Consider the following 23,751-nt stretch of genomic DNA (forward strand, 5'->3'; position numbering starts at 1 on the left):
GAACCAGCGGCGAACACCCACCAAACACGAAGTGTCCGGGCAAGAGAGATCGCCGCAAAACTCAAGCGAGCCGCCGTGAGGCGAGAATGCTCACCAGGTGCAGAATAAGTTGCACTCCGGCGATGATCGCGCACGCCACGACGAGAATCCTCGTCGCCGGGAACCAGAAGTCGAGAACAGCCGCGACCACCACGATAAGTGACAACTCGACCGCTTGGATCACCCGGTGGAAGCGTAGCGCCGCCGCCGCCCGCCGGGCCATCGCCAGCTTGCGCGACTGGAACTGGGTCGCCGACACCTCGGTCGCCGCGACCAGCCCCGAGCGGGCCCGCGCGACGTCGACCAGGTCGGTCTCCGACTTGATCAGGATCGCGCCCAGTGCGGCGGCGAAGCCGAGCACGGTGTACCAGTCGGGCCACGTCTCGGAGGCCCGGAAGCCGAGCCCGATGAGGATCGCCGCCTCGGCGAAGTAGTGGCCCACCCGGTCGAGGTAGACCCCGGTCAGCGAGGTGCGCCCGGTCCACCGGGCCAGCTCGCCGTCGGAGCAGTCGAGCAGCAGGTAGACCTGCACCAGCAGGGCCGCCAGCACGGCCGCGGCCAGGCCCGGCAGCACCAGCACCGCGCCCGCCGCCACCCCGGTCACGATCATCAGGCCGGTGACCTGGTTGGGCGTGATGGGGGTGCGGGCCAGCGCCCAGGTGACGTAGATCGACAGCTTGCGCATGTAGAGCAGGCCCGCCCAGTGTTCCCCGTTGCGGCGCTCCAGGGTCATCTCGGGCTGCGCCTTGGCGCGGACCTCAGCGACCGACGGCGTGGACATAACCCTCAACTCGATCACGGATCTCGCCCTCGGTCAGGCGGAGATGCTCAAGGATGGTGTAACGACCCGGACGGGTCGACGGCGCGAGCGCGATCGCCTCGGCGAACTGCTCGGTCGTCAGGCCCACGTCGAGGTGGGTGACCGGCAGGTCGTGGCGGCGCAGGCAGTCGACGATCTGACCCAGCCGGGCCGCGTCGTCGCGCAGGTGGAAACAGAACGCGGCGCCGATGCCGGCCAGCTCGCCGTGGTTGGAGGTGCCGGGGAAAAGCTGATCCACGGCATGCAGGATCTCATGATCGCCGCCACTCGAAGGACGGCTTGACCCGGCTATGACCATCGACATTCCGGAAAGGATCAAAGCCTCCGCCAAGACGGTCAGGAACGCGTCGGACTCGACGGAGTCGGCGCGCCCCATGACGGCCTCGGCGGCCGTGCGGGCCATGGAACAGGCCAGCCCGTCGATCGGCTCGCCGCGCTCGGCGTTGCCGAGCTGCCAGTCTTCGATCGCCGACAGGTTGCTGATCACGTCGCCGACGCCCGAGCGCACCAGCGCCTGGGGGGCGTCGTGGACGAAGTCGAGGTCGACCATGATCGCCAGCGGCATCGGCACGCCGAACGAGCCCTTGCCGCTCTCGTGGGTGAGCGAGGCCACCGGTGAGCAGATGCCGTCGTGGGCCAGGTTGGTCGCCACCGCGACCATGGGGATGCCGGCCAGCGAGGCGGCGTATTTCGCCGCGTCGATGGTCTTGCCGCCGCCGATGCCCACCAGCGCCTCGTAGGCGCCCTTGCGCAGGTCGGCGCCGAGCGAGACGGCCGCGTCGACCGAGCCGTCGGGCACCCGGAAGACCTCGGCGTCACCCAGCGAGGGCGCGATGACCTCGGTGATGCGGTCGCCCAGGCCCGCGCCCACGGCCACCGCCACCCGCCCGGAGGTCGCCACCCGGCTGTCGGCCAGCAGCGACCCGAGCTGCGCGATCGCGCCCCGGCGCACCTCCATGGTGATGGGTGCGGGGAGCATCCTCGCCAGAATCGGCATGTGCCCCCCTCTCAGTAGGTCGCGGCGATGAGGCGGGCCTTGGCGAGGTCGTCGTGGTTGTCGACCTCCACCCACTGCACGTCGCCGATCGGCGCGACGTGGATGGTCTCGCCGCGCTCGACCATCTCCTGGTAACCGTCTTCGTAGTAGAGCTGGGGGTCGCGCTCGAAGGTGGTGCGCAGCGCGTCGGCCAGGCGCTCGGCGGCGCCCGGCCGGATGAGGGTGGCGCCGATGTACTCGCCGTAGGCCTCGGAGGGGTCCATCAGCTTGGTGATGCGCTTGAGCTGTTCGCCGCCGAGGGTGACCTTCATCTCCTCGTCGCCCAGCGTCTTCACGTCGTCGACCGCGAGCAGCACGTCACTGGTCTCGGGGGCGTTCAGCAGGGTGTGCTCGACCGAGACGGGGTGGACGGTGTCGCCGTTGACCAGCAGCACACCGTGGGAGAAGTAGTCGCGGGCGCACCAGAGGGAGTAGGCGTTGTTCCACTCTTCGGCCTTGTCGTTGAAGACCAGGGTGAGGTTGACGCCGTGGCGGTCTTCGAGCGCCGCCTTGAGGTCGACGACGGCCTGCGCCTGATATCCCACGATCACCACGACCTCGCGGAGGTCAACCGCGGCGAGGTTGCCCAGGGCGATGTCCAGGATCGTCGTCTCCCCGTCGACCGGCACCAGCGCCTTGGGCAGAGTGTCGGTGTAGGGCCTTAGACGGCGGCCGGCTCCGGCGGCCAGCACCATTCCCAGCAACGTGCGCTCCTTGGGGTCGAACTGCGTGTAACCCCACAGGTTAGTTGCCAACCGGACCTGATCGTGTAATCCGAATGAGGGCTGTTGTTCAGATTAATCGTTGATGCCGAGATTGGCGGCCTCCGTACCGGAACGCGGAGCCGCCAGCCAGCAGGTCACGCTCTCCCAGCCGAACATGCCCCACAGGTAGAGCGCGAGGAGCACGAACACCGCCGTCACCCCGTCGAACCACGCGCCCGCGGCGACCACGAGCATGCGGCCCTCCCAGCCGAACCCGGCCGCCGCGAGCCAGGCGGGCGGGTAGACGTGCTGACGCACCCGGTAGACGAGGTCGTAATGGTGGAAAAGGATAGCGCCGAGAAGCAGGAAGATGATCACCGGGGGCACCCCGTGGGCGAACCCGACCGACGCCACGAAGCCATACTCGGTGACGCGCAGGATCGGCGGCACCAGCCAGTCGAGCCGGCCGTCGTGGCGGTGGGAGGAGCCCGGCCCGGCCAGCAGCAGCGCGACCGCCGGGGCGAACACGGCCAGGCCGTCGGCGCCCGCGACGCCGAGGGTGAGCAGCACCCCGGTCACGAACATGCCCGCCAGGGCCGGTGGCAGCGGCGGGATCTGGCCGGAGACCATCGTGCCCATCGCGGCCGACAGCGGGCCGTCGTCGCGGTAGGCGACCACGTGACCGGCGGGCACCGGAGACAGGTGAGTCGTCGTCATCAGAGCGACCTCGCGATCCGTCCGGTGAGTGTGTAGAGAGCGGCGATCCCGCCCCAGACCAGCAGGGCGACGAACGTGACGTAGGCGTTGAAGAACGCGGCCGTGACCGCGATGAGGGCCATGCGCTCACCGATCGGCAGCACCACGATCTTCTTGGCCCACCGGGTGGCGGTGCCCTTCTCCAGCTTGCCCGCCAGTTGCACCAGCCGGGCCCCGTCGGCCGCCACGGCCAGCGAGCGCCGCGAGTTGCCCCACGCCGAGCCCACCCTCGCGGCGTCGGCGACGGCTCCGGCGTACGAGAAATCGATCATGTGGCGGACCGCCTGGAGCAACATCGCGGCCACCGCCAGCGCCCAAATGTTCTGCGGCCCCGTGGGCCCGCCGACGATGCCCCCGGTATAGCCGACGGCCAGCCCGACGTAGACCACGTACTCCTTGACGCGGTCGAACGTCGCGTCGAGCCAGGCGCCGATCGGGCTGAACCGGCGCGTGTAGCGGGCCAGCTGCCCGTCGACGCAGTCGAGCACGAACGACAGGTAGAGCGCGACCGCCCCGGCGAGCTGGGCGGCCCGGGTCCCGGTGGAGAACCAGATGGCGGCCATCACCGCCAGGCCGACCGAGATGCCGGTCACGCCGTTGGGCGTCAGCCGCAACCAGGCCGCGGCCTTCACGACGTGGCGCGACCAGGTGCTGACGGCGTAGGTGGCGAAGAAGCCGTCGTCCTGTTTGACGGCGGCGTCGAGCCGGGCGCGTTCCTCGTCGACCGCGCCGAGACGGCCGAACGCCGCGTCGGCGGCCTCCTGCCCGGTCACCCGTTCGGCGTGCAGGACGCCGAGCGGGACCGCCGCGACCGGCACGCCCGAGCGCACCAGCCCGGCCAGCAGCAGGTCAGCGGCCTCGTCGTCGCGCGCGTCGCCGAGCAGTTCGTCGGCGGCCAGGTCGCTCAGCTCGGCGGCGACCGCGGCCAGGCGCGGCAGGTCGGGGGCGCCCACCTGGAGCACGCCGCGGAAGGTGGCGTTGGGCCCGACGAGCTGGTGGAAGGAGTTCCCGGCCGCCGCGACGCGGTCGTTCTCGACCCTGACGGGGCTGCCGCCGGGGCCGGGCTCGCCCGCGGCGACCAGCGCGCCGGTGCCCCGCGCCGGGTGTTCCAGGAGTGCGGCGATGGCCTCGGTGTGGGCGACCACGTCACCTGAGATGATGGCCAGCGGCGCGGAGCCGGCCCGGGCCACGACGGCGATCTCCCTGAGGTCGTCGGCGAGGTGGCCGCCCGCGTGGCCGACCACTCTGACCGCGACCGGGATTGAGGTGAGCTGTTCGGTGAGCCGTCCGAGCACGGTGCCCCCGTCGCAGGCCAGCCGGGCCGCGGGGGTGTTGGCGAGCACGACCGCCACGGTCTGCGTGACGGACTGAACCTGCATGTCAGACCCCACTTCCGTCGACGCCCGCGCTAACCCGAAAAGTAACCGAGTGATCACTAATGGGCAATCACCGTGGCGGGTATGGTGCGGGCGGGGAGGATCAAGATGATCGAATCACGGTTGCGCACGGTCGGCGTCGTCCTGGCCGGAGGCGTCGGGCAGCGGGTGGGGCTCAACACGCCGAAGCAGCTCCTCAAGATCGCGGGCCGGACCATCCTGGAGCACACCCTCGCCGTCTTCGACGGCCACCCCGACGTCGACGAGGTCGTCGTGCTGATGACCCCGGGGTTCGGCGACGAGGTGCGGGCGCTCGTGGAGCGTAACGGTTTCACGAAGGTCAGCAAGGTGATCGACGGTGGAACCAGCCGGACCGAGTCGACCTGGCTGGCCCTTTCCGCCCTGGGAGACGAGGAATGTGACGTCCTCCTCCACGACGCCGTGCGGCCCCTGATCGAGCCCCGCATCATCGCCGCGTGCGTCGAGAAGCTGCAGGAGTTCCAGGCGGTCGACGTCGCGATCCCGTCGAGCGACACCGTGGTGGTGGCCGTGCCGGGGCCGTCAGGCGAGATCATCCGTGACATCCCCGACCGGTCGGGGCTGCGCCGCGGACAGACCCCGCAGTGCTTCCGGCTGTCGGTGATCCGCGACGCCTACCGGCGCGCGCTGGCCGACCCCGACTTCGACCGGCGGCCCGCCACCGACGACTGCGGCGTCATGCTGCGCTACCGCCCCGACGTGCCGATCGCGATCGTGCCCGGCAGCGAGCACAACATGAAGGTGACCCATCCGGTCGACGTCTACATCGCCGACAAGCTGTTCCAGCTCGCCGCGGCCACCCCGCCCGACCCGCAGCCCGGCCTCGACCTCACCGGCAAGGTGATGGTCGTCTTCGGCGGCTCCTACGGCATCGGCGCCGACGTCGTCGACCTGGCCCGCAAGCACGGCGCCGACACCCACGTCTTCTCCCGCACCGCCGGCGGGGTCGCGGTGCAGGACCCGGCCGCGGTGGCCGAGGCCCTCCGGGCGGTGCACGCCGCCACCGGCCGCATCGACTTCGTCGTCAACACCGCCGCCGTGCTGCACATGGGCAAGCTGGCCGACACCGACGCCGCGACCGTCGAGGAGACGGTCGCCGTCAACTACCTGGGCCCCGTCAACGTGGCGAGGGCCGCGTTCGGATACCTCGCCGAGACGCGCGGCCACCTGCTGCTCTACACCTCCTCCTCCTACACGCGCGGCCGGGCCGACTACAGCCTCTACTCCTCGGCCAAGGCCGCCGTCGTGAACCTCACCCAGGCGCTGGCCGACGAGTGGGCGCCCCAGGGCATCCGGGTCAACTGCGTCAACCCCGAACGCACCGCCACGCCGATGCGGCAGCGCGCGTTCGGCGACGAACCGCCGACGTCGCTGCTGTCCCCCTACGCCGTGGCTGAGACCAGCATCGATGTGCTGGTGTCCCCTTTGACCGGACAGGTGATCGATGTGCGGCTGACTGGGTAACCCCCCTCTATGGGGAAGAAAGTCCTGGTCACGGGCGTTCTGCTGGCCTCGTGCCCAGTGCTGGTGACGGCCGCGCTCGCGCCGTCGCCATGGTTGTTCGCCGCCGCCGTGCTCGTGTCGTACGCCGCCGAACCGGTGCTGCCGAAGGCGGCGGCCGACCGGCTCAGCCGGGTGCACCTCGGGGTGACGGTCCGGTTCCTGGCCCGCGAGGTGGCGGCGGTGCTGCTGCTGGCCCGGCTGGGCCTGCCGTTCGTGCTCCTGGCGGGCGGGCTGTTCGTCTTCCACGCCATGCGGGCGACCCAGACCGGGCTGGCGTTGTGCCTGCACCGCTGGCACCACCTGCGGCCGGTCGAGTCGCGCAACCTCCAGGTCGCGCTGCCGGAGGCGCCGCCCGCCCGGCTGCTCGGGCAGCGCGGCACCCGGCTGCTCTGCTTCGACGTCCCGCCGGTCGTGCTGGCGGCGGTCGCCGGTCTCACCGGCGAGACCTGGCCGGCCGTCGCGGGAATCGCGGTGACGCTGACCGCCATGACGGTGGTGACGGTCGTGCTCGGGCTGCGGCTCCGCGGCGCCGCGCCGGTGGCCGACCGCCGCCGCGTCATCCATCTCGTGGACGAACGGGTCAGGGCCTACGACCCCGAGGTCATCCTGTACTTCTCCGGCGCGGCCAACGCCGTCTACCAGGCCTCGATGTGGCTGCCGGTCCTGGAGGCGCTGCCCCGGCGGTCGATCGTGGTGCTGCGCGAACGGCCGCTGTTCACCGCGCTGGCCCCGACGTCGCTGCCGGTGCTGTGCATCCCCTCGGCGGTCGACATGATGAACTTCCGCGGGCTCGACAGCGCGCGGGTGGCGCTGTTCGCCGCCAACGTCGGCAACAACATCCACATGCTCCGGGTGCCGGGCGTGGTGAGCGTGTTCGTCGGCCACGGCGACAGCGACAAGGAGGCGTCGTTCAACCCGTACACGAAGGTCTACGACCAGGTCTGGGTGGCCGGGCCGGCCGGCCGCGACCGCTACCGGCGGGCCGGCGTCGGGGTGCGCGACGAAGTGATCGTCGAGGTGGGGCGGCCGCAGCTGGCCGGGATCAGCGAGAAGGGGCCGCAGACGCGGTCGGTTCTCTACGCGCCCACGTGGGAGGGCTGGACCGACGACCTGTTCCACAGTTCGGTGGCGGCGATGGGGCCCCATCTGGTCGACGCGCTGCTCGCCGAAGGGGTCAGGGTCGTCTACAAGCCCCATCCGCTGACCGGCCACCGCTCGATGACGGTCCGCCGCGCGCACGGCGCGATCATGGCGCGGCTGCGCCGCGAACACCCCGACGCGGGCACGGTGGTCCTGGGCCCCGAGCCGAGCCTGTACGACTGCTTCAACGACGCCGACCTGCTGATCAGCGACATCTCGAGTGTGGTCGCCGACTTCACGGCGTCGGGCAAGCCCTATGTCGTCACCAACGTCGCCGCCCGGGACCGGGCCGAGTTCGTCACCCGTTATCCGTCGGCCGGCGCGGCCTACCTGCTCTCGGAGGACCTGCGGGAGCTGCCCGAGATCCTGGCCCAGTTGTCGAAGGGGCCGGGCGAGGACGAACTCGCCGAAGCCCGCCGCGCCCTGCGCGCTCACCTGCTCGGCGACGGCGAACCGATGGCCCGGTTCGCCGCGGCCGTCGAGGACGCCTACGAGCAGGGGCTAATGAAGCAGGTCCTGTAGCCCGACCGTCTCGTGCTTCTTGCGCAGCCGCTTCGGGCTGGTGATGAAGCCGGTGCCCCACGACAGGTGCATGGCGGCGTAGACGACCGGGAGGCGGACCAGCGCGGCCGGTTCGAGGTCACGGCCGGTCAGCACCGAACCGGCGACGATGGCCAGCGCGTAACCCGCCGGGACGACGAACGCGGGCGGCCAGAAGAAGCCGGCGACCAGGCCGAGCACGATCAGCGAGACCGCGATCGGCGGGGCCAGGTAGCGGAGGTTGATGGTGCCCTGGTGGGTGCGGGCCACCACCCGCCGCCAGCGGCCGTAGTGGAAGTACTGACTGGCGAGGGCTCTGACGGTGGCGCGCGGCCGGTAGGAGACCCGCATCTTCGGCTGGAACCACACCAGGCCGCCGGTCTCGCGGATGCGGTGGTTCATCTCCCAGTCCTGCGCGCGCTGGAAGTGTTCGTCGTAGCCGCCGACCCGCTCCAGCGCGGTGCGCCGGAACACACCCAGATAGACGGTGTCGGCCGGGCCGCCCTCGCCGCCGACGTGGAACGCGGCGTTGCCGACCCCGATCTTGGAGGTCATCGCGCGCGCGACCGCCTTCTCGAACGGGCTGACCCCCTCGGCGGCCATGATGCCGCCGACGTTGTCGGCGCCGGTCTGCTGGAGCGTCTCCACGGCGGTGCGGACGTAGTCGCGGGGCAGCATGGCGTGCCCGTCGACCCGGGCCACCACCTCGCCCTTGGAGGCGTTGATGGCGGCGTTGAGCGCATGGGGGGTGCGGCCCGTCGGGTTGGGCACGATGGTCACCCGGGAGTCGGCCGCGGCGATCGAATCGGCGACCTCCTGCGTGCGGTCGCGGGAGGGGCCGACTGCCAGGACGACGTCGATCGGGCCCGCATAGTCCTGGTCGAGGACCTGCTGGACCGCTTCGCGTAGATGCCGCTCTTCGTTGAGCACCGGCATGATGACGGAGACCGCGGGGGGCGCGTCGAGGAAGGGGTTCATGGCTGCGCTCACGCTACTGTACGAGGGGGCGTGGACGGCAACCTCGAAGGGGGAGCGCGTGGAGGACTCGGGTGTTCACGTGGGCGGAGACGCCTACGGAGGGGTCCGGGTAGCAGCTCCCCGCAAAGGCCGCCGGCACCGCCGGGCGAGCATGCGCTCCATCGTCGTCACCGGCACCCTGTCGAGCCTGGTGCTGGTCGGCTCGGGCCTCGCCTGGGCGCTGCCCAACTACGTCTCCGGCCGCATCACCTCGGTCGACGCCGGCACCGCCGGTTCGGCCACCCGCGGCGCGATGAACATCCTCCTGGTGGGCGTCGACAAGCGCGACGACCTGTCGCGCCGCCAGCAGAACCAGCTCCACCTGGGCCGCGAGGTCGGGCAGCGCACCGACACGATGATGGTCGTGCACGTCTCGGAAGACCACAAGAAGGTGACAGTGGTCTCGCTCCCGCGTGACACGTGGACCGAGATCCCGGGCCAGGGCACCCACAAGATCAACAGCGCCTACCAGTTCGGCGGCGCGAAGCTCGCCGTCCGGGCGGTGCAGCAGGCCACCGGCATGCGCATCAACCACTACGTCGAGGTCAACGTGCTGGGCTTCATCGACGTGGTCGACTCGCTCGGCGGCATCACGGTCTGCACGCCGGTCCCGATCAACGACGACAAGACCAAGCTCGTCCTGACGGCAGGCACCCACAACCTCGACGGCGTCAACGCCCTCGCGTACGCCCGCACGCGCGCCACCGCCCGCTCCGACCTCGACCGCATCGACCGCCAGCAGCAGGTCATCTCGGCCATGTTGCAGCAGGCGCTGAGCGGCGGCACGCTCACCAACCCGGCCAAGCTGGGCGCCCTGGTCAACTCAACGCTGCGCACCCTCACGGTCGACGACGAGTTGTCCGGCAACATGCTCGACCTGGCCACCCAGCTCAAAGACGTGTCGACCGACGACGTGTCGTTCGCGACCGTGCCGATCGCCGACGTCAACTACACGACCCCGACGGGCGAGTCGGCGGTGCTCTGGGACAAGGCGGCCGCCGCCGAGATGTTCCGCCGCATCGACAACGACGAAGACCTCGCCAAGCCGGCCAAGCCGTCGCCGTCGGCGACACCTTCGGCCACGGCGTCCGCGACCCCGACGCTGAGCCGGTCGGCCCCGCTGTCGGTGCCGCCGAACCGCATCCGGCTGAAGGTCCTCAACGGCACCCTCGTCACGGGTCTGGGCGCCCGCACCCGCGACGCACTGCTCGGCGCGGGCTTCCTGGTGCCCGAGCAGGCGGGCGACACCGGCCGCCGCGACTACCAGAACACGGTGATCCGCTACGCCGCCGGCCGTGAGGACTCCGCCCGCACGGTCGCCGCCGCGCTGCCCGGGGCCGAGATGCGCCAGGTCGACGTCGAGGGCATCGAGGTCATCATCGGCACCGAGAACCACGACGTAGAGAAGGTGACCGTGCCGACGGCCGCGCCGACCCCGTCGAAGGCGCCGACCCCGGCGGCCCGCACGGCGACGCAGAACATCTGCAAGCCTCAGGCGTGAACATACTCGTTGACCACTACGCCTGACGCGTAGGGCGTGCTGCGCTCCAGCCGGAACGCGCGCGGGGCGTAGGGGGCGGCGAACAGCGGCGGGCCGTCCTGGAGCACGACCGGGTTGACCTTGAGAACCATCCGGTCGATCTCGTCGGCGAGCGCGCCGGCGAGCAGGCCGCCGCCGCAGAGCCAGATGCCGGTGCCCTCCTCCTTCTTCAGCCGCCGCACGACCTCCACCGGGTCCTCTCCGGTGAGGGCGATGCCGTCGGCGACGTCGGCGGGGCCCCGGGTGCGGGAGAAGACGTACTGGCGGGTGTGCGGATAGGGGTCGCGGGTGTGCGCGAAGCCCGCGGCGTAGGTGTTCCAGCCCATCAGGGTCGTGTCGAAGCGCGACCCGTCGGCGGTGAGGCCGAGCATGCGCAGCCCGACGTCGGAGAGGGTGTCGCGGTAGTCGCGCTTGATCATCTCGATGTGGTCGCCCTCGACCGGGAACGCCGAGAAGTCGTCGGCGGGACCGGAGATCCGGCCGTCGAGCGAGACGGCGACGTAATAGGTGAGCTCTCGCATCCGTTCTCCAACCACAGCAGTTGTAGTGATTGACGAGAATATACTACAGCCGTCGTGGTTGCGCTACTCTCGACCGCATGGCACGGAACTCGGGACGACGAGCGGAGCTGGCCGACGCCGGCATCAGGGTGCTGGCCCGGGAGGGCTCGCGGGGTCTCACCCACCGGGCGGTCGACGCCGAGTGCGGGGCCCCCACCGGAACGGCCTCCAACTACTTCCGCTCCCGCGCCGACCTGCTCGAAGGGCTGGTCGCCCGGATCGGCGAACGCTTCGCGCCCGATCCCGAGGTGGTGGCCGAACTCGCCTCCCACCCGCCCGACCGCGCCTCCTTCGCCCGCCACGTGCGCGACATCGTGCGCCGGCTGAGCGCCCACCCCGAGGTCACGCTGGCCTGGTTCGAGCTGCGGCTGGAGGCGGCCCGGCGGCCCGAGGTCGCCGACCTGATGCGGGGCGTGCTGCTGGAGGGCTTCCGCGCCGACGTCGCCTACAACCAGGCCGCCGGGCTGCCCGGCGGCAAGGCGGAGATCGCGCTGTTCCACTACGCCGTCGACGGCCTGCTGCTCGACCGGCTGACCGTCCCGATCGACCCCGAGACCTCCACCGACGCGGTGGTCGAGGCGCTGGTCGAGGGGCTGCTCTAGTCGAAGTCGGTGCCCCGGCTCACCTTCTCCCAGGCCAGCGCCTCGGCCTGCGCGCGGGCGTACGCGCCGAGGACGTTGTCGGCCGCGTCGTTGCCGAGCGCCAGGCGCAGCGGCGTGTGCTCCGCGTCGAGCGCCCACAGGATCGCGGCGGCGGCCTTGGCCGGGTCGCCCGGTTGCGCGCCGTCGGTAGCGGGCAGGCCGGTCCGCAGCGGGCCGGTGATCGGGTCGTACGCGGCGATCCGCGGCGAGTGGAGCAGCGCCGACGGCCCGGCGAACGAGGTCCGGAAGGCCCCCGGCTCGACGATCAGCACCTTGATCCCGAACGGGGCGACCTCGCCGTGCAGCGCCTCCGACCAGCCCTCCAGGGCGAACTTGCTCGCCGAGTAGCCGCCGACGCCCGGGAACGACATGCGCCCGCCCATGCTGCTCAGCTGCACGATCGCGCCCGTGCCCCGGTCCCGCATCTGCGGCAGGACCGCCCGGGTGAGCGCGGCCGGGCCGAAGAAGTGCAGGTCCATGAGGTCGCGCAGCTCGGCGTCGGTGGTCTCCTCGGCGGCGCCCACGAGGCCGCGTCCCGCGTTGTTGACCAACACGTCGATCCTGCCGTGCCAGAGCAGCGCCTCGGCGACGGCCCCGGCGATCCGCGACCGGTCGGTCACGTCCAGGGCGACGGGGTGGACGTTCGGGTGAGGGGCGATCTCCCCGGGACGCCGGGCGGCGGCCACGACCAGGTCCCCGGCCGCAACGGCGGCCTCGGTCAGGGCCCGCCCGAAGCCCGAATTGGCGCCGGTGATCATCCAGATGCGGTTCGTCATGGCATCCGTTATGGCGGCCGGACCGGCCAGGCGTCCAAGACACGTCGGCGGCCGGGCGATAAGCGGCGCTTATGATCGCAGGATGGAGCTTCGCCAGCTGCGTTATCTGGTGACCATCGCCGAGACCGGCAACCTGGGCCGCGCCGCCGAGAGGCTCTACGTCAGCCAGCCCGCCCTGTCGCAGACGGTCCGGGCCCTGGAGGGCGAACTGGGGGTGCGCCTCTTCGACCGCCACCCCGGCGGGGTCTCCCCCACGGCCGTCGGGCGCGACGTCGTCGAGGCGGCCCGGCGCACGCTCGCGGCGGCCGAGGGGGTGCGGGCCGCGGCGGCCCGCGTGTTGCGGGTGGGGTTCGAGGCCAGCGGCGCGGGCGACCTGACCAGCCGGGTCAGGGCCGAGTTCGCGCGCCGCCACCCGGAGGCGCGCCTGGAGCCGAAACGCTACGACTGGGGCGGCGAGGCGGAGGCGCTGCGGGCGGGCCTGGTCGACGTGGCGTTCGTCTGGTTGCCCGCCGACCTGACCGGGTTCGCCCACGAGGTCGTCCACCGGGAGCCCCGGGTCGTCGGGCTGCCCGAGAACCACCGGCTCGCCGGGCGCGCCGGCCTGACCGTCATGGACGTCGCCGACGAACCCCTCATGTGGACCGAACGGGCCCCGCGCGAATGGGTCGACTGGTGGGCGGTGAACCCGCGTCCCGACGGGTCGGCGCCGAAGTGGGGGCCGACCAACGACAACGTCGAGGAGATGCTCGACCAGGTCGCCGACGGGGTGGCCGTCTGCTTCGGCCCGGCCAGCATGGCGCGCTACTACACCCGGCCCGGCCTGGTGTGGGTGCCGCTGGTCGGCGCCGAACCGCTGCGGGTGGCGCTGGCGTGGCCCGCCGGTTCGGCGAATCCGCTGGTCGCCGCGTTCGTCGCGGTGGTGCGGGAGCTCAGTCGTCCGTGACGACGGTACGCGGCACGTCGCCCTCGCAGTGGGTCTCCACCTCGGCCTCGGCCTCGCCCCGCTCGAACTTGACCTTGGCGTGGCCGCCGGGGCCCGGTTCGACGTCGTCGGTCTGCCAGCCCTGGGCGGGCGTCCACGAGGTGAGCTGCGCGCGGCCGGCCGTACAGGACACGACGACCGTGCCCCCTTCGGTGGAGACGACGCGGCTCGCCGTGGCGGCGGCCGAGGGGCGGGGCGTCGGCGAACCGACCGGCGGCGCGGGCAGCGCGAGTTCGCGGCGGACCGCCTCGGCCGAGAGCGCCTGGTCGCCCGGCCCGCGGAACGCGCCGCCGAAGGAGCCGATGACGACCAGCCCGGCGACGGTCGCCGCGAGCGCCGCGACCACCCAGCCGGCGACCGCGAAGACGAGACGCCGATCCATGCCGCCCACCATCCCTCTCCCTGCCTTCTGTCTGGGCTAAGGCCGGGTTAACGCGACGCTAAGGCCCATCGCCACCGAACCGGACATTGACTAACGTGTCGGGCACCATGGCGAGTCTGCTGCTCATCGAAGACGACGTGACGATCCGGACCGCGCTGGTCCGCGCCCTCCGCGGCAAGGGACACGCCGTCGCGGCGGCGTCGTCCGCGCTCGACGGGCTGCGGATGGCCCTCGACGACCGCCCCGACCTGGTCGTGCTGGACCTGGGCCTGCCCGACCTCGACGGCGCCGAACTGCTGCGCATGCTGCGCGCGGTGTCGGCGGTGCCGGTCATCGTGGCGACGGCCCGCGACGGCGACGCCGAGTCGGTCCGGGTGCTGGACGCCGGGGCCGACGACTACCTGGTCAAGCCGTTCACGGCGGCCCAGCTCGACGCGCGGGTGCGGGCGGTGCTGCGGCGCACCGGGTCGGCGCCGGGCGACCCGACCGTGACGGTCGGCGGCCTGCGCGTCGACCCGCGCGGCCGGGAGGCGCTGCTCGACGGCCGCACGCTCGACCTGACCCCGCGCGAGTTCGACCTGCTGCTCTACCTGGCCTCGCGGGCCGGGCAGGTGGTGACGAAACGGGAACTCCTCATCGAGGTGTGGCAACTGCCGTACGGCGGCACCGACAAGACGGTCGACGTCCACCTGTCGTGGTTGCGCCGGAAACTGGGTGAGACCGCCCAGGAACCCCGCTACCTGCACACCATGCGCGGAGTCGGGGTCAAGCTGGTGTCGCCGTGAGGAGCCGGCTCGCGCTGCTGGTGGCCGCGACGACCTCCCTGGTCCTGGTCGCCATGCTGGTGCCGCTGGCGCTGCTCGTGCGGGCGACCGCCGAGAACAACGCGATCACGCAGGCCACCGCCGAGGCGCAGTCGGTCGGCGCGGTGATCGGCACCGTCGACGAGGCGACGCTGGCCCTGGCCGTCAGCCGCGCCGAGGCGGCGGGCGGGCACGACGTCGCGGTCTTCCCGCCCGGCGCCCGGCCGGTCTCCGAGGCCGTCGAACTGGCCCGGCGCGGCCGCAGCTTCACCGCCGTCTCCCCCGGCGGCGGCCGTGAGGTCCTGGTCGCGGTGCAGGGGCCGGGCGGCACGAGCGTGGTCCAGGTCGTGCTGACCCCCGGCGACCTGACCCGCGGCGTCGGCGAGACCTGGCTCGGGCTGCTGCTGCTCGGGGTGGTCCTGATCGGGCTCGGGGTGGCCCTCGCCGACCGGCTGGCGGTCGCCATCACCCGCCCGATGACCGCGCTGGCCCGCGTGTCCCACCGGCTGGCCGGAGGCGACCTGGAGGCCCGCGCGGTGCCGGGCGGGCCGCCGGAGGTGCGCTCGGCCGGGCTGGCGCTCAACCATCTCGCCGGCCGCATCGGCGAGCTGCTGGCCGAGGAGCGCGAGACGGTCGCCGACATCTCCCACCGGCTCAGGACTCCGCTGACCGGGCTCCGCCTGGAGGCCGAGTCGCTGCGCGACCCGGCCGAAGCCGACCGCATCGCCGCCCGCGTCGACGCGCTGGAGAAGGCGGTGACCTCGGTGATCCTCGACGCCCGGCGGCGCACCCGGGAGAAGGGTTCGTGCGACGCGGCCATGGTGGTGCGCGAGCGGGCCGAATTCTGGTCGGTGCTGGCCGAGGAGCAGGAACGCGCCTTCTCCGTGACGGTCCCGCCCGGCCCCGTCGAGGTGCCCGTCTCGGCCCCCGACCTGGCGGCGGCCCTCGACGCGCTGTTCGAGAACGTGTTCGCCCACACCGACGAAGGGGTCTCCTTCTCGGTACGCCTGACGCCCCGCGACCTGGTCGTGGAGGACGACGGCCCCGGCTTCGGCCCGGCCGCGCTGGAACGCGGGCACAGCGGAGCCGGGTCGACCGGGCTGGGCCTGGACATCGTGCGCCGGACCGTGCCGAAGACGCGTCTGGAGAGGTCCCCCGGCGGCGGCGCGCGGGTGGTGCTGACGTTAGTGACGTCTTAGCGTGCCGCTATCCGCCTTCCGGCGAGTCTGAGGGCATGAGAATCCGATACGCACTGGCCGCCGCGGTCACCGTCCTGGGCCTGACCGCCGCCGCCACCCCCGCCGTCGCCGCCACGACCGCCGCCGTCACCAAGGCGCAGGCCGTGAAGATCGCGAAGAAGAAGGTGCCCGGCGCGTACGTGAACGAGGTCGAGCGCGAGTACGAGCACGGCCGGCGCACGTGGAAGATCGAGCTGGAGAAGGGGAACTGGGAGTACGACGTCTACGTCGCCGTCTCGGACGGCCGCATCGTCAAGTTCACCCGCGACTACGACGACTGACACCCTCGACGCCACCTGAGCCGCCATCCACACTGGGAGCATGCCGAGCCCACGGTTGATCGGAGAACGGTTCAACCTGCCGTTGGTCCTTGACCGGCTCCCCGCCCCCGACGCCCACTCTCCGGACAATCCGGTGCTCATCAGCGTCTTCGCCGAAGACCAGGCCGACCGGGTCGGCACCGCCCCGGCCGAGGGCCGCCCCGACCGCGACCGGGCCCGCCGGGCCAAGGTGATGCGGCTGCTGGGGAGTGGGCACGTGCGGTCGCCGCGCGACTACTACAACGCGGCGATGGTCCTGCAGCACTCTTATCTGGTGGAGCACTTCCACCTGGGGCACGTGCTGGCCCGGCTGAGCGCGCTGGCCGGATACGGCCCGGCCAAGTGGCTGGCGGCGGCGGCGATGGACCGCTGGCTGATGCACCAGGGCCTGCCGCAGCACTACGGCACCCAGTACGTCGAGGACGGCGAGGGGTTCCGGTTGTGGGACGTCGAACCCGGGACGACCGACGAGGAGAGGGCCGAATGGAATGTGCCGCCACTCGGCGAGGCGGTGCGAATGGCGGCCGAGTTCCCCGTCTGAGGCCCCCTCAGGCGGCCTTCTTCTCCGTTCCCCGCTTCCGATAGGCCGCCGGCGACACCCCGTACTCCTCCAGGAAGACCCGCGAGAAGTGCGAGCACGACCGGAACCCCCAGCGCTGCGCGATGACCCCCACGGGCACCCCCGCCATCCCCGGCGAACCCAGTTCGTCGCGGCACTTCTCCAGCCGCCGCGACCGGATGTACCGCGCCGCCGACAGCCCCCTGGCCTCGAACATGCGGTAGAGCCCGCGAATCGATAAGTAGTGCGCCGCGGCGATGGTGGGCGGGCAGAGGTCCGGGTCCCCGAGGCGGTGGTCGATGTAGGCGACGATGCGTGCCATCAGGTGATCATCCATGGTCATCCGTGACATGTGGCCCAACGTAGGACGCGCCTGTATAGCCGCCGTATATTGGGCGGCCCGCCGCGCCTTGACCGCACCCATGATCGCAGCTGGTCAAACCCTTGTCCGTGCCCATCTGTGCCGGTTTGCGGCCACGGGGATAAGCACGTCATGTGCCGCCTCTTCGGGTTGTCCGCCGCCCCGCACCGCACCAAGGCCACGTTCTGGCTCCTGGAGGCCCCCGACTCCCTGACCGCCCAGAGCCACCGCGACCCCGACGGCGCCGGCCTCGGCTTCTACGACCACGGCGCGGCCCACACCCACAAGGCCCCGATCGCCGCCTACGAGGACCGCTGCTTCGCCCACGAGGCGAAGGAGGAGTGCTCGGCGACCTTCATCGCGCACGTCCGCTACGCCTCGACCGGCGGGCTGGAGCGGAAGAACACCCACCCCTTCAAGCAGGACAACCGGCTGTTCGCGCACAACGGCGTCGTCGAGGGCCTCGACCGGCTGGAGGCCGAGCTGGGCCCCGACCGGAGACTGGTCGAGGGCGACACCGACTCCGAACGGGTCTTCGCGCTCATCACCCGGGAGATCCGCGCCAACGGCGGCGACGTCAGCGCGGCGATCGTCTCGGCGGCCCGCTGGATCGCGGAGGAACTCCCTCTGTACGCGCTCAACCTGATTCTCATATCGGACACGCAAATGTGGGCGCTGCGTTATCCGGAAACCCATGAGTTGTACGTCCTGGAACGCCGTGGCGGCCTTCTCTGCCATGAGGGGACCGGCGGCAGAATCAGGGTGGTAAGCGCCGACCTGGCCGACCGGCAATGCGTCGTGGTGGCCAGTGAGCGAATGGACGACGACCCCGGCTGGCGTCTCCTGGAACCGGGCGAACTCCTGCACGCCGACCGGAGATCGGCCGTGCACAGGAACCTCGTGCTGCCCGACCCGCCGCGTCATCAGATGACTTTGCGGGATCTGCGTCCGGAAGCGGCGGCCTCACAACACGGCGCGTGACTCTCCACTGATCCGCCGCTGACACGTTCCGCGCGGTCCTCCAGCCCGTCAGCTCGTGAGGATCACCAGCTCCTGCGTGGCGCGGGTCATGGCGACGTACCGATCGACCGCCCCCTCGATGCCCTCGCCGAACCTGTCGGGGTCGACCAGCACGACCAGGTCGAACTCCAGGCCCTTCGACAGTTCGGGCGTCAGCGACCGCACCCGGGCGGTCGGCCGGAAGTCCGGGTCGCCGATCACGCAGGCGATGCCGTCGCCCTGCCAGGCGTCGAGCACCGAGGCCAGCTCCGACGCCGCGCCGTGGCGGACGGGGAGGCCGCCCGTCCGGATCGAGGTCGGCACGTTGGCGTCGGGCAGGGCCGCCCGGATCACCGGCTCGGCCTCGGCCATGATCTCCTCCGGGGTGCGGTAGTTGACCGTGAGCCGGGCCAGGGTGACGCGGTCGAGGCCGATGCGGCGCAGGCGCTCCTCCCAGGTTTCGGTGAAGCCGTGGCGGGCCTGGGCCCGGTCGCCGACGATCGTGAAGCTCCGCGACGGGCAGCGCAGCAGCAGCATCTGCCACTCGGCGTCGGTGAGCTCCTGGGCCTCGTCGACGACGACGTGCGCGAACGGACCGGCGAGCACGTCGGGTTCGACGCCGGGGGCCACGGTCTCGTCGACCAGGGCGTCTCGCATGTCCTGGTTGTGGAACATGGTGATCAGGCCCTCGCCGTCGTCGTCGGTGTCGAGCAGGCGGTCGATGACGTGGCCGGTGCGCTCCCGTTCGACCGCGATGGCGGCCTGCTGGCGGCGCTTGATCGCGGCGGCCTCCGGGTCGCCGAGCCGCTGCCGGGCGGCGTCGAGGAGGGGCAGGTCGGAGACGGTCCAGGCCTGGGCATCCGGCCGCTGGAGCAGGCGGATCTGCTCGACCGTCAACCAGGGGGCGCACAGGCGCAGGTAGGCCGGGACGGTCCACAGGTCGCCGACCAGATCGGCGGCCTCGATCAGCGGCCAGGCCCGGTTGAACGTCTTGACCAGCTCGCGGTCCTGGAGCAGCGAGCGGCGGACCATGTCGCGGGAGGCGTCGCCCTCGTACTTGTCGGTCAGGATCGTGAGCAGTTCCTGCCAGATGACGTCGCGCGCCTCGTTGTGGGGGGTGTCGGGGTCGGGGGCGTCGAAGGCCTCGGCCCAGTCGTCGGGGCTCAGCCAGATCTTCGCGTCGGTGACCTCCATGCCCTTGTCGGGCCGGTTCTCGTAGAACCGCACGGCGGGTTCGATGGCCTTGACCATCTCGGCCGAGGCCTTGAGGCGGGCGACCTCCGGGTCGGTCTCGGTCGTGGCGGTCGCGCCCTCCTTGACCAGGTCGCGCAAGGTGCAGGTCCGCACCCCCTCCTCGCCGAGGCTGGGCAGCACGTCGGCCACATAGGCCAGATAGTGCTGGTGGGGCCCGATGAAGAGCACGCCGCCCCGGTGGTGGCCGAGTCGCGGGTCGGAGTAGAGCAGGTAGGCCGACCGGTGCAGGGCGACGACCGTCTTGCCGGTGCCGGGCCCGCCGTCGACGACGAGCGCGCCGCGTGACGACGCGCGGATGATGGCGTCCTGGTCGGCCTGGATGGTGCCCAGCACGTCGCGCATGCGGCCCGAGCGGTTGCCGCCCAGGCTGGCGATGAAGGCCGACTGGTCGTCGAGGGCGGCGGCGTGGCCGTCGAAACCGTCCTGGGTGAAGACCTCGTCCCAGTAGTCGCTGATCCGCCCGGCGGTCCAGCGGTAGCGGCGGCGGCTCGCCAGGCCCATGGGGTTGGCGTGGGTGGCCCCGAAGAAGGGCTCGGCGGCGGGTGAGCGCCAGTCGAGCAGCAGTCGCCGCCCGGAGCTGTCGGTCAGTCCCAGGCGGCCGATGTAGACGGGCTCCTGGTCGTCTTCCGCGACCATGTGGCCGAGGCACAGGTCGAGGCCGAAGCGGCGCAGGGCGCGGAGGCGGGCGGTCAGCCGGTGCACCTCCTGGTCGCGGTCGAACGCCGCGCGCCCCTGGCCGCCCGGGGCCCTGCGCTCGGCGTCGAGACGGTCGGACAGGTCGGTGATCGACCGGTGGAGGCTCTCCGCGATGGCGGCGAAGTGCTTCTCGTCGCGGGCGATCAGGGCCGGGTCGGCCTTGGGCGACAGATGGTCGGGCAGGTCGAACGCACTGGTGGTCAGTGGATTCACGTCTGCGTCCCCCGGTTTTCGCAGATTGTGGGCTTGGCCGGACGATTCTGCGGCATGACGGGGGGCTTGTGGCAAGCCCGGGGCTGCGCTATAGGTTGAAAGTGGAGGGGCCTAGGAGGGCGTCCTGGGCAGGCGCAGCACGAACCGGGCCCCACGCTCGCTGTCCTGGATCGTCAGGCTCCCGCCGTGCGCTTCGGCGATCTCCCGCGCGATGGACAGGCCCAGCCCCGTTCCGCCCGCGTCGCGCGCCCGTGAGGCGTCCAGCCGGGTGAACCGGTCGAAGACGATCTCCCGGTGCTCGGGCGCGATCCCGGCCCCGTCGTCGATCACCTCAAGGGTGGCGCAGGTCGCGTCGCCCCGCACCCGCACGGTGATCTGCGAGGTCGCGTGGCGTTCGGCGTTGTCGAGCAGATTGCCCAGGACCCGGGTGATGCGCAACCGGTCGCAGTCGACCCGGACGTTCTCGGCCAGGTCGGTGACGATCTTCTTCCGGTACGCCCGGCGCTTCAGCTCCCCGCCGACCAGGGCGCCGAGATCGGTCGGCGAGCGGTCGACCGGCGCGCGGGCGTCGAGCCGGGCCAGGGTCAGCAGGTCGGTCACGATGGCCTGGAGCCGTTCGACCCCGGCGAGGACCTCCGTGCTCATCGTCGGCCAGTCGGTGCTGTCGGGGTGCATCAGCGCCTCCTCCAGCTGGGCCCGCATGGCCGTGATGGGGGTGCGCAGGTCGTGGGAGGCGTCCTGGGTGAAGCGGCGGAGCTGCTGGTAGGCGACCTCCAGCCGGTCGAGGGTGGCGTTCACCGTCTCGGCGAGGAGCTGGATCTCCTCGTACTTGTTCGACACCGGGACCCGGCGGTCGAGGCCGGTGGCGGTGATCTCGGCCATCCGCATGCGGATGGCGTTCACGGGGGCCAGGGCCTTGGTGAGGTCGCGGAAGGTCCAGGCGGTCAGCACCGAGATCACCAGCAGCGACACCCCGACCGCCGTGACGATGGAGGTGACGCTCCCGTACCAGGCGACCACGGGCAGCGCCATGTAGAGCAGCCAGAACCCGCCCGGCTGGTAGACCTTGTACGACAACACGGTCGCGCATCCGTGCAGCCCCGCCGGCGGGCACAACGTGCGCTCCGCCCGCACGCTCGCGCGGTCGGCGTGGAAGTCGGCCATCGGGCCCTTGCCCGCCAGTTGGGGGGTGGCCGCCACGACGTGCCCATGGGCGTCCACCACCTGCACGGCGTTGACGGAGTCGTCCTTCAGCGTCTTCGGCAGCGGGCCCTCGCGGATGAGCGGGACCACGTGGCCCCACGTCAGGGTGGCCCGCGCCTGGACGCTGTCCATCTCCTTGTAGCCTGCGAACAGCAGGAAGAGGACACTGACCCCGACGCACACCAGGGTCGTCACCAGGGCGGTCGCCACGGTCCTCCGGACTCGGAAAGCTCGCGTCATCCAAAGCCCCTTCTGCTTCGCGGAAAGGGAACGCGAAAAGGCCGGTCGAGCCTCTGCCCGAAGTCGGCCGGTGAGCTGTCAGGTGATCGCGCGGTCTTTTCCGCTGTTTGCGAGAGGCGTCCGGGCCGAGGCCGGAGTCGCGGGAGACCTCGACGGCGATTCTCTGGGGAGGCGGACGACCTCGTTTCTCACTTTGAGTCTATGACGCGAAGTTCACCCGGCCAAAACCTGTTCTGGCAGGTGAGGGCGGTGAATCCCGCCAAGCCCTACGCCTGGCGGGGTTCACGTTGGGCAAAGTTTTTACTCCTCGATCGTTTGCTAGACACCGGTCCGAAAATCATGGACGGTTCAGGGCGCCACCTTGATGATCGTCCTGCCGGGCGCGGCGGACTTGCGCGCGTATGCGTCGGCCGCCTCGGCCAGCGGGCGCACCTCGCCCACCAGTACGCTCAGCCGTCCGTCCCTGACCCGCTGGACGAGGTCGGCCAGCCGGGCGCGGTCGGGTTCGACGACGAAGAACAGCGCCCGCCCGTCCTTGGGCCGCACGTCCGGCGGCATGGCGACGCTGACCAGGGTGCCGCCCGGACGGACCAGCTCGGCCGACCGGGCCAGCACCTCGCCGCCGATGACGTCGAACACCACGTCGACCTCACCGGCGTCCCGCACGTCCTCGGCGTCGAGGTCGAAGAAGCTCTGCGCCCCCAGACCCAGCACGAGCTCGCGGTCGCGGGCCCGGCCGGTGGCGACCACGACGGCGCCCGCCTCCCGCGCGAGCTGGACCGCGATCGAGCCGACGGCCCCGGCGGCGCCGCTGATCAGGACGGTCTGCCCGGTCGTGAGACGGGCGTGGTCGAACAGCCCCTGCCACGCGGTGAGGCCGGAGATGGGCAGCGCGGCGGCCACGGTGTGGTCGACGTCGGCCGGGACCGGCGCGAGGTTGCGGGCCTCCACGGCGATGAACTCGGCCAGCGACCCGTTCCTGGCCCAGTCGGTCAGCCCGAACACCCGCTGGCCCACGGTCAGGCCGGTGGTCCCGTAGCCGAGCTCGACCACGACCCCCGACATCTCGTGGCCGGGGATGGTGGGCGTGCGGTCGCGACCGGCCCGGTCGGTCCACGTCGCCGGCCAGTCGAGCTCCCCGCGGGTGAACCCGGCGGCGTGCACGCGCACGATGACGTCGTTCTCGGCCGCGTGGGGATAGGGCATCTCGGCCGGCGTCAGGCCGCCGGCCCCGGCGTCGCGCTCCCGCGCGATGACGGCGCGCATCAGCTCGGCCAGGGGGAGTTCAGGATGCGCTCGACCGTCGTCGTCCGCCGGAAGCCGGGGACGAAGTGTTCGAGCACATCGGCGTTGACGGTCCCGAACGTGGTCTCCGGGCGGTCCTTCTGCCCGTCGACGTACACCCGCAGGAACTCGTTCTTGAAGTCGCCCCGGGGGTGGGCGGCGAGAATCTCCTCGAGCTGGCCGTGGGCGAACCCGTCGAGGCCGAAGCCGACCACGTCGGTCAGCACGCCGAGGTGGGTGGCCGCGATCTCCGGGGCCATCCGGCCGGGCACTCCCGGGGTGGTGTGCAGGGCGATGGCCGTCCAGACCGTGTCGGCCGCGGCCGCGGAGAAGCCCCGCTCCGCGAGGAAGGCCCGCGCGTGGTCGGCGCCGTCGACCTCGAAACGCTGCTCCTCCTCGGAGAAGGGCGTCCGCAGGCCGGTGTCGTGGAACATGGCCGCGAGGTAGAGCAGTTCCGGATCGGGTTTCACGCCGAGCCGGTTGGCGTGGATCAGCCCGAAGAAGAAGACCCGCCGGGAGTGGTGGTAGATGAGGGGACCGGTCATATCCTGAGCGATCTTGGTCGCCTCGGCGACCGCCGTCGTCTCAGGAATTTCCAGCCCCGCGATGGCCTCTGGCATCGCCGTTGACCCTTTCAGCCGTGGAAGGAATGTCCGTTTCCATGCTGCCTGCGGATCGGTCCGCGGCGCCGCCCTTATCCGGCCAGAAATCACTCATATACCGACAAACA

Annotated in this window: 24 protein-coding genes; 10 read left to right on the top strand and 14 right to left on the bottom strand. The window is 71.6% G+C overall.

The genetic code is table 11. The annotated features are described in order from the left end of the window. Positions 1-61: 61 nt before the first annotated feature. The 5 genes from GT755_RS22545 to GT755_RS40665 all read right to left on the bottom strand — a co-directional run bounded on the left by GT755_RS22545 (position 62) and on the right by GT755_RS40665 (position 4,734). A complete protein-coding gene (locus GT755_RS22545) occupies positions 62-820 on the bottom strand; it encodes a CDP-alcohol phosphatidyltransferase family protein (protein ID WP_030451288.1) in 759 nt (252 codons plus the stop codon). Further along, positions 798-1,838, bottom strand: coding sequence for an iron-containing alcohol dehydrogenase family protein (locus GT755_RS22550; RefSeq protein ID WP_202610344.1), 1,041 nt, complete (start codon positions 1,836-1,838; stop codon positions 798-800). The genes GT755_RS22545 and GT755_RS22550 overlap by 23 nt, the downstream gene beginning before the upstream one ends. Positions 1,839-1,867: 29 nt before the next feature. Further along, the gene (locus GT755_RS22555) at positions 1,868-2,599 is read right to left on the bottom strand and encodes a phosphocholine cytidylyltransferase family protein (protein ID WP_161481754.1); all 732 of its coding nucleotides are present in this window, start codon (positions 2,597-2,599) and stop codon (positions 1,868-1,870) included. Between the two features lie 93 nt (positions 2,600-2,692). Then, entirely contained in the window at positions 2,693-3,316 is a 624-nt protein-coding gene (locus GT755_RS40660) for a DUF5941 domain-containing protein (RefSeq protein ID WP_161481606.1), read from the bottom strand. Continuing rightward, on the bottom strand, positions 3,316-4,734 hold the full coding sequence (locus tag GT755_RS40665) for a CDP-alcohol phosphatidyltransferase family protein (RefSeq protein ID WP_161481607.1): 1,419 nt from the start codon (positions 4,732-4,734) through the stop codon (positions 3,316-3,318). Before GT755_RS40665 ends, GT755_RS40660 begins: the two co-directional genes overlap by 1 nt. Before the next feature lie 105 nt (positions 4,735-4,839). On the opposite strand from GT755_RS40665, the gene GT755_RS22570 reads away from it, so the two are divergent. Both GT755_RS22570 and GT755_RS22575 read left to right on the top strand, forming a co-directional pair. Then, on the top strand, positions 4,840-6,234 hold the full coding sequence (locus tag GT755_RS22570) for a bifunctional cytidylyltransferase/SDR family oxidoreductase (RefSeq protein WP_161481608.1): 1,395 nt from the start codon (positions 4,840-4,842) through the stop codon (positions 6,232-6,234). Between the two features lie 9 nt (positions 6,235-6,243). Continuing rightward, positions 6,244-7,935: a CDP-glycerol glycerophosphotransferase family protein gene (locus GT755_RS22575; RefSeq protein WP_161481609.1), complete on the top strand. Its 1,692-nt coding sequence runs from the start codon at positions 6,244-6,246 to the stop codon at positions 7,933-7,935. On the opposite strand, the gene GT755_RS22580 is transcribed toward GT755_RS22575, so the two are convergent. Next, entirely contained in the window at positions 7,915-8,931 is a 1,017-nt protein-coding gene (locus tag GT755_RS22580) for a glycosyltransferase family 2 protein (RefSeq protein ID WP_161481610.1), read from the bottom strand. The genes GT755_RS22575 and GT755_RS22580 overlap by 21 nt on opposite strands. Before the next feature lie 151 nt (positions 8,932-9,082). Between GT755_RS22580 and GT755_RS22585 the strand changes: the two genes are divergently transcribed. Then, entirely contained in the window at positions 9,083-10,471 is a 1,389-nt protein-coding gene (locus GT755_RS22585) for an LCP family protein (RefSeq protein WP_235967012.1), read from the top strand. On the opposite strand, the gene GT755_RS22590 is transcribed toward GT755_RS22585, so the two are convergent. Next, on the bottom strand, positions 10,462-11,031 hold the full coding sequence (locus GT755_RS22590; protein ID WP_161481612.1) for a dihydrofolate reductase family protein: 570 nt from the start codon (positions 11,029-11,031) through the stop codon (positions 10,462-10,464). The genes GT755_RS22585 and GT755_RS22590 overlap by 10 nt on opposite strands. Positions 11,032-11,108: 77 nt before the next feature. Between GT755_RS22590 and GT755_RS22595 the strand changes: the two genes are divergently transcribed. Beyond that, the gene (locus GT755_RS22595) at positions 11,109-11,672 is read left to right on the top strand and encodes a TetR/AcrR family transcriptional regulator (protein ID WP_161481613.1); all 564 of its coding nucleotides are present in this window, start codon (positions 11,109-11,111) and stop codon (positions 11,670-11,672) included. Here the strand turns inward: GT755_RS22595 and GT755_RS22600 are convergent. Further along, positions 11,669-12,487, bottom strand: a complete 819-nt coding sequence (locus GT755_RS22600; RefSeq protein ID WP_161481614.1) for an oxidoreductase — start codon at positions 12,485-12,487, stop codon at positions 11,669-11,671. The genes GT755_RS22595 and GT755_RS22600 overlap by 4 nt on opposite strands. A gap of 82 nt (positions 12,488-12,569) precedes the next feature. Here GT755_RS22600 and GT755_RS22605 point away from each other — a divergent pair, with 82 nt between their 5' ends. Continuing rightward, a complete protein-coding gene (locus GT755_RS22605) occupies positions 12,570-13,430 on the top strand; it encodes a LysR family transcriptional regulator (RefSeq protein WP_161481615.1) in 861 nt (286 codons plus the stop codon). Here the strand turns inward: GT755_RS22605 and GT755_RS22610 are convergent. After that, complete coding sequence (locus tag GT755_RS22610) at positions 13,417-13,851, bottom strand: hypothetical protein (RefSeq protein WP_161481616.1); 435 nt, start codon at positions 13,849-13,851, stop codon at positions 13,417-13,419. The genes GT755_RS22605 and GT755_RS22610 overlap by 14 nt on opposite strands. A gap of 107 nt (positions 13,852-13,958) precedes the next feature. Between GT755_RS22610 and GT755_RS22615 the strand changes: the two genes are divergently transcribed. Genes GT755_RS22615 through GT755_RS22630 form a run of 4 tightly spaced genes read left to right on the top strand, consistent with a single transcriptional unit; the run spans position 13,959 to position 16,753 of the window. Beyond that, entirely contained in the window at positions 13,959-14,636 is a 678-nt protein-coding gene (locus tag GT755_RS22615; protein ID WP_161481755.1) for a response regulator transcription factor, read from the top strand. After that, positions 14,633-15,853, top strand: a complete 1,221-nt coding sequence (locus tag GT755_RS22620) for a sensor histidine kinase (protein WP_161481617.1) — start codon at positions 14,633-14,635, stop codon at positions 15,851-15,853. The genes GT755_RS22615 and GT755_RS22620 overlap by 4 nt, the downstream gene beginning before the upstream one ends. 35 nt (positions 15,854-15,888) lie before the next feature. Continuing rightward, entirely contained in the window at positions 15,889-16,173 is a 285-nt protein-coding gene (locus tag GT755_RS22625; RefSeq protein ID WP_161481618.1) for a PepSY domain-containing protein, read from the top strand. A 40-nt stretch (positions 16,174-16,213) separates the two neighbouring features. Then, positions 16,214-16,753: a hypothetical protein gene (locus GT755_RS22630; protein ID WP_161481619.1), complete on the top strand. Its 540-nt coding sequence runs from the start codon at positions 16,214-16,216 to the stop codon at positions 16,751-16,753. Positions 16,754-16,760: 7 nt separating this feature from the next. Here GT755_RS22630 and GT755_RS22635 read toward each other — a convergent pair whose 3' ends face one another. Then, on the bottom strand, positions 16,761-17,093 hold the full coding sequence (locus GT755_RS22635; RefSeq protein ID WP_161481620.1) for a helix-turn-helix domain-containing protein: 333 nt from the start codon (positions 17,091-17,093) through the stop codon (positions 16,761-16,763). A 171-nt stretch (positions 17,094-17,264) separates the two neighbouring features. Between GT755_RS22635 and GT755_RS22640 the strand changes: the two genes are divergently transcribed. Further along, a complete protein-coding gene (locus GT755_RS22640; protein ID WP_161481621.1) occupies positions 17,265-18,113 on the top strand; it encodes a class II glutamine amidotransferase in 849 nt (282 codons plus the stop codon). Positions 18,114-18,161: 48 nt separating this feature from the next. Here the strand turns inward: GT755_RS22640 and helR are convergent, their stop codons facing one another. The 4 genes from helR to GT755_RS22660 all read right to left on the bottom strand — a co-directional run bounded on the left by helR (position 18,162) and on the right by GT755_RS22660 (position 23,641). Next, positions 18,162-20,294 carry an RNA polymerase recycling motor ATPase HelR gene (gene helR, locus GT755_RS22645; RefSeq protein WP_161481622.1) on the bottom strand — a complete coding sequence of 711 codons (2,133 nt, stop codon included), beginning with the start codon at positions 20,292-20,294 and terminating at the stop codon, positions 18,162-18,164. 111 nt (positions 20,295-20,405) lie between these two features. After that, entirely contained in the window at positions 20,406-21,737 is a 1,332-nt protein-coding gene (locus tag GT755_RS22650) for a sensor histidine kinase (RefSeq protein WP_161481623.1), read from the bottom strand. A gap of 348 nt (positions 21,738-22,085) precedes the next feature. Beyond that, positions 22,086-23,003 carry an NADP-dependent oxidoreductase gene (locus GT755_RS22655; RefSeq protein WP_161481624.1) on the bottom strand — a complete coding sequence of 306 codons (918 nt, stop codon included), beginning with the start codon at positions 23,001-23,003 and terminating at the stop codon, positions 22,086-22,088. Next, complete coding sequence (locus GT755_RS22660; RefSeq protein WP_030451311.1) at positions 23,003-23,641, bottom strand: HD domain-containing protein; 639 nt, start codon at positions 23,639-23,641, stop codon at positions 23,003-23,005. Before GT755_RS22660 ends, GT755_RS22655 begins: the two co-directional genes overlap by 1 nt. Between the last annotated feature and the right edge of the window lie 110 nt (positions 23,642-23,751).

This window comes from Herbidospora solisilvae (genome assembly GCF_009901565.1).
GTDB classification, from domain to species: Bacteria; Actinomycetota; Actinomycetes; order Streptosporangiales; family Streptosporangiaceae; genus Herbidospora; species Herbidospora solisilvae.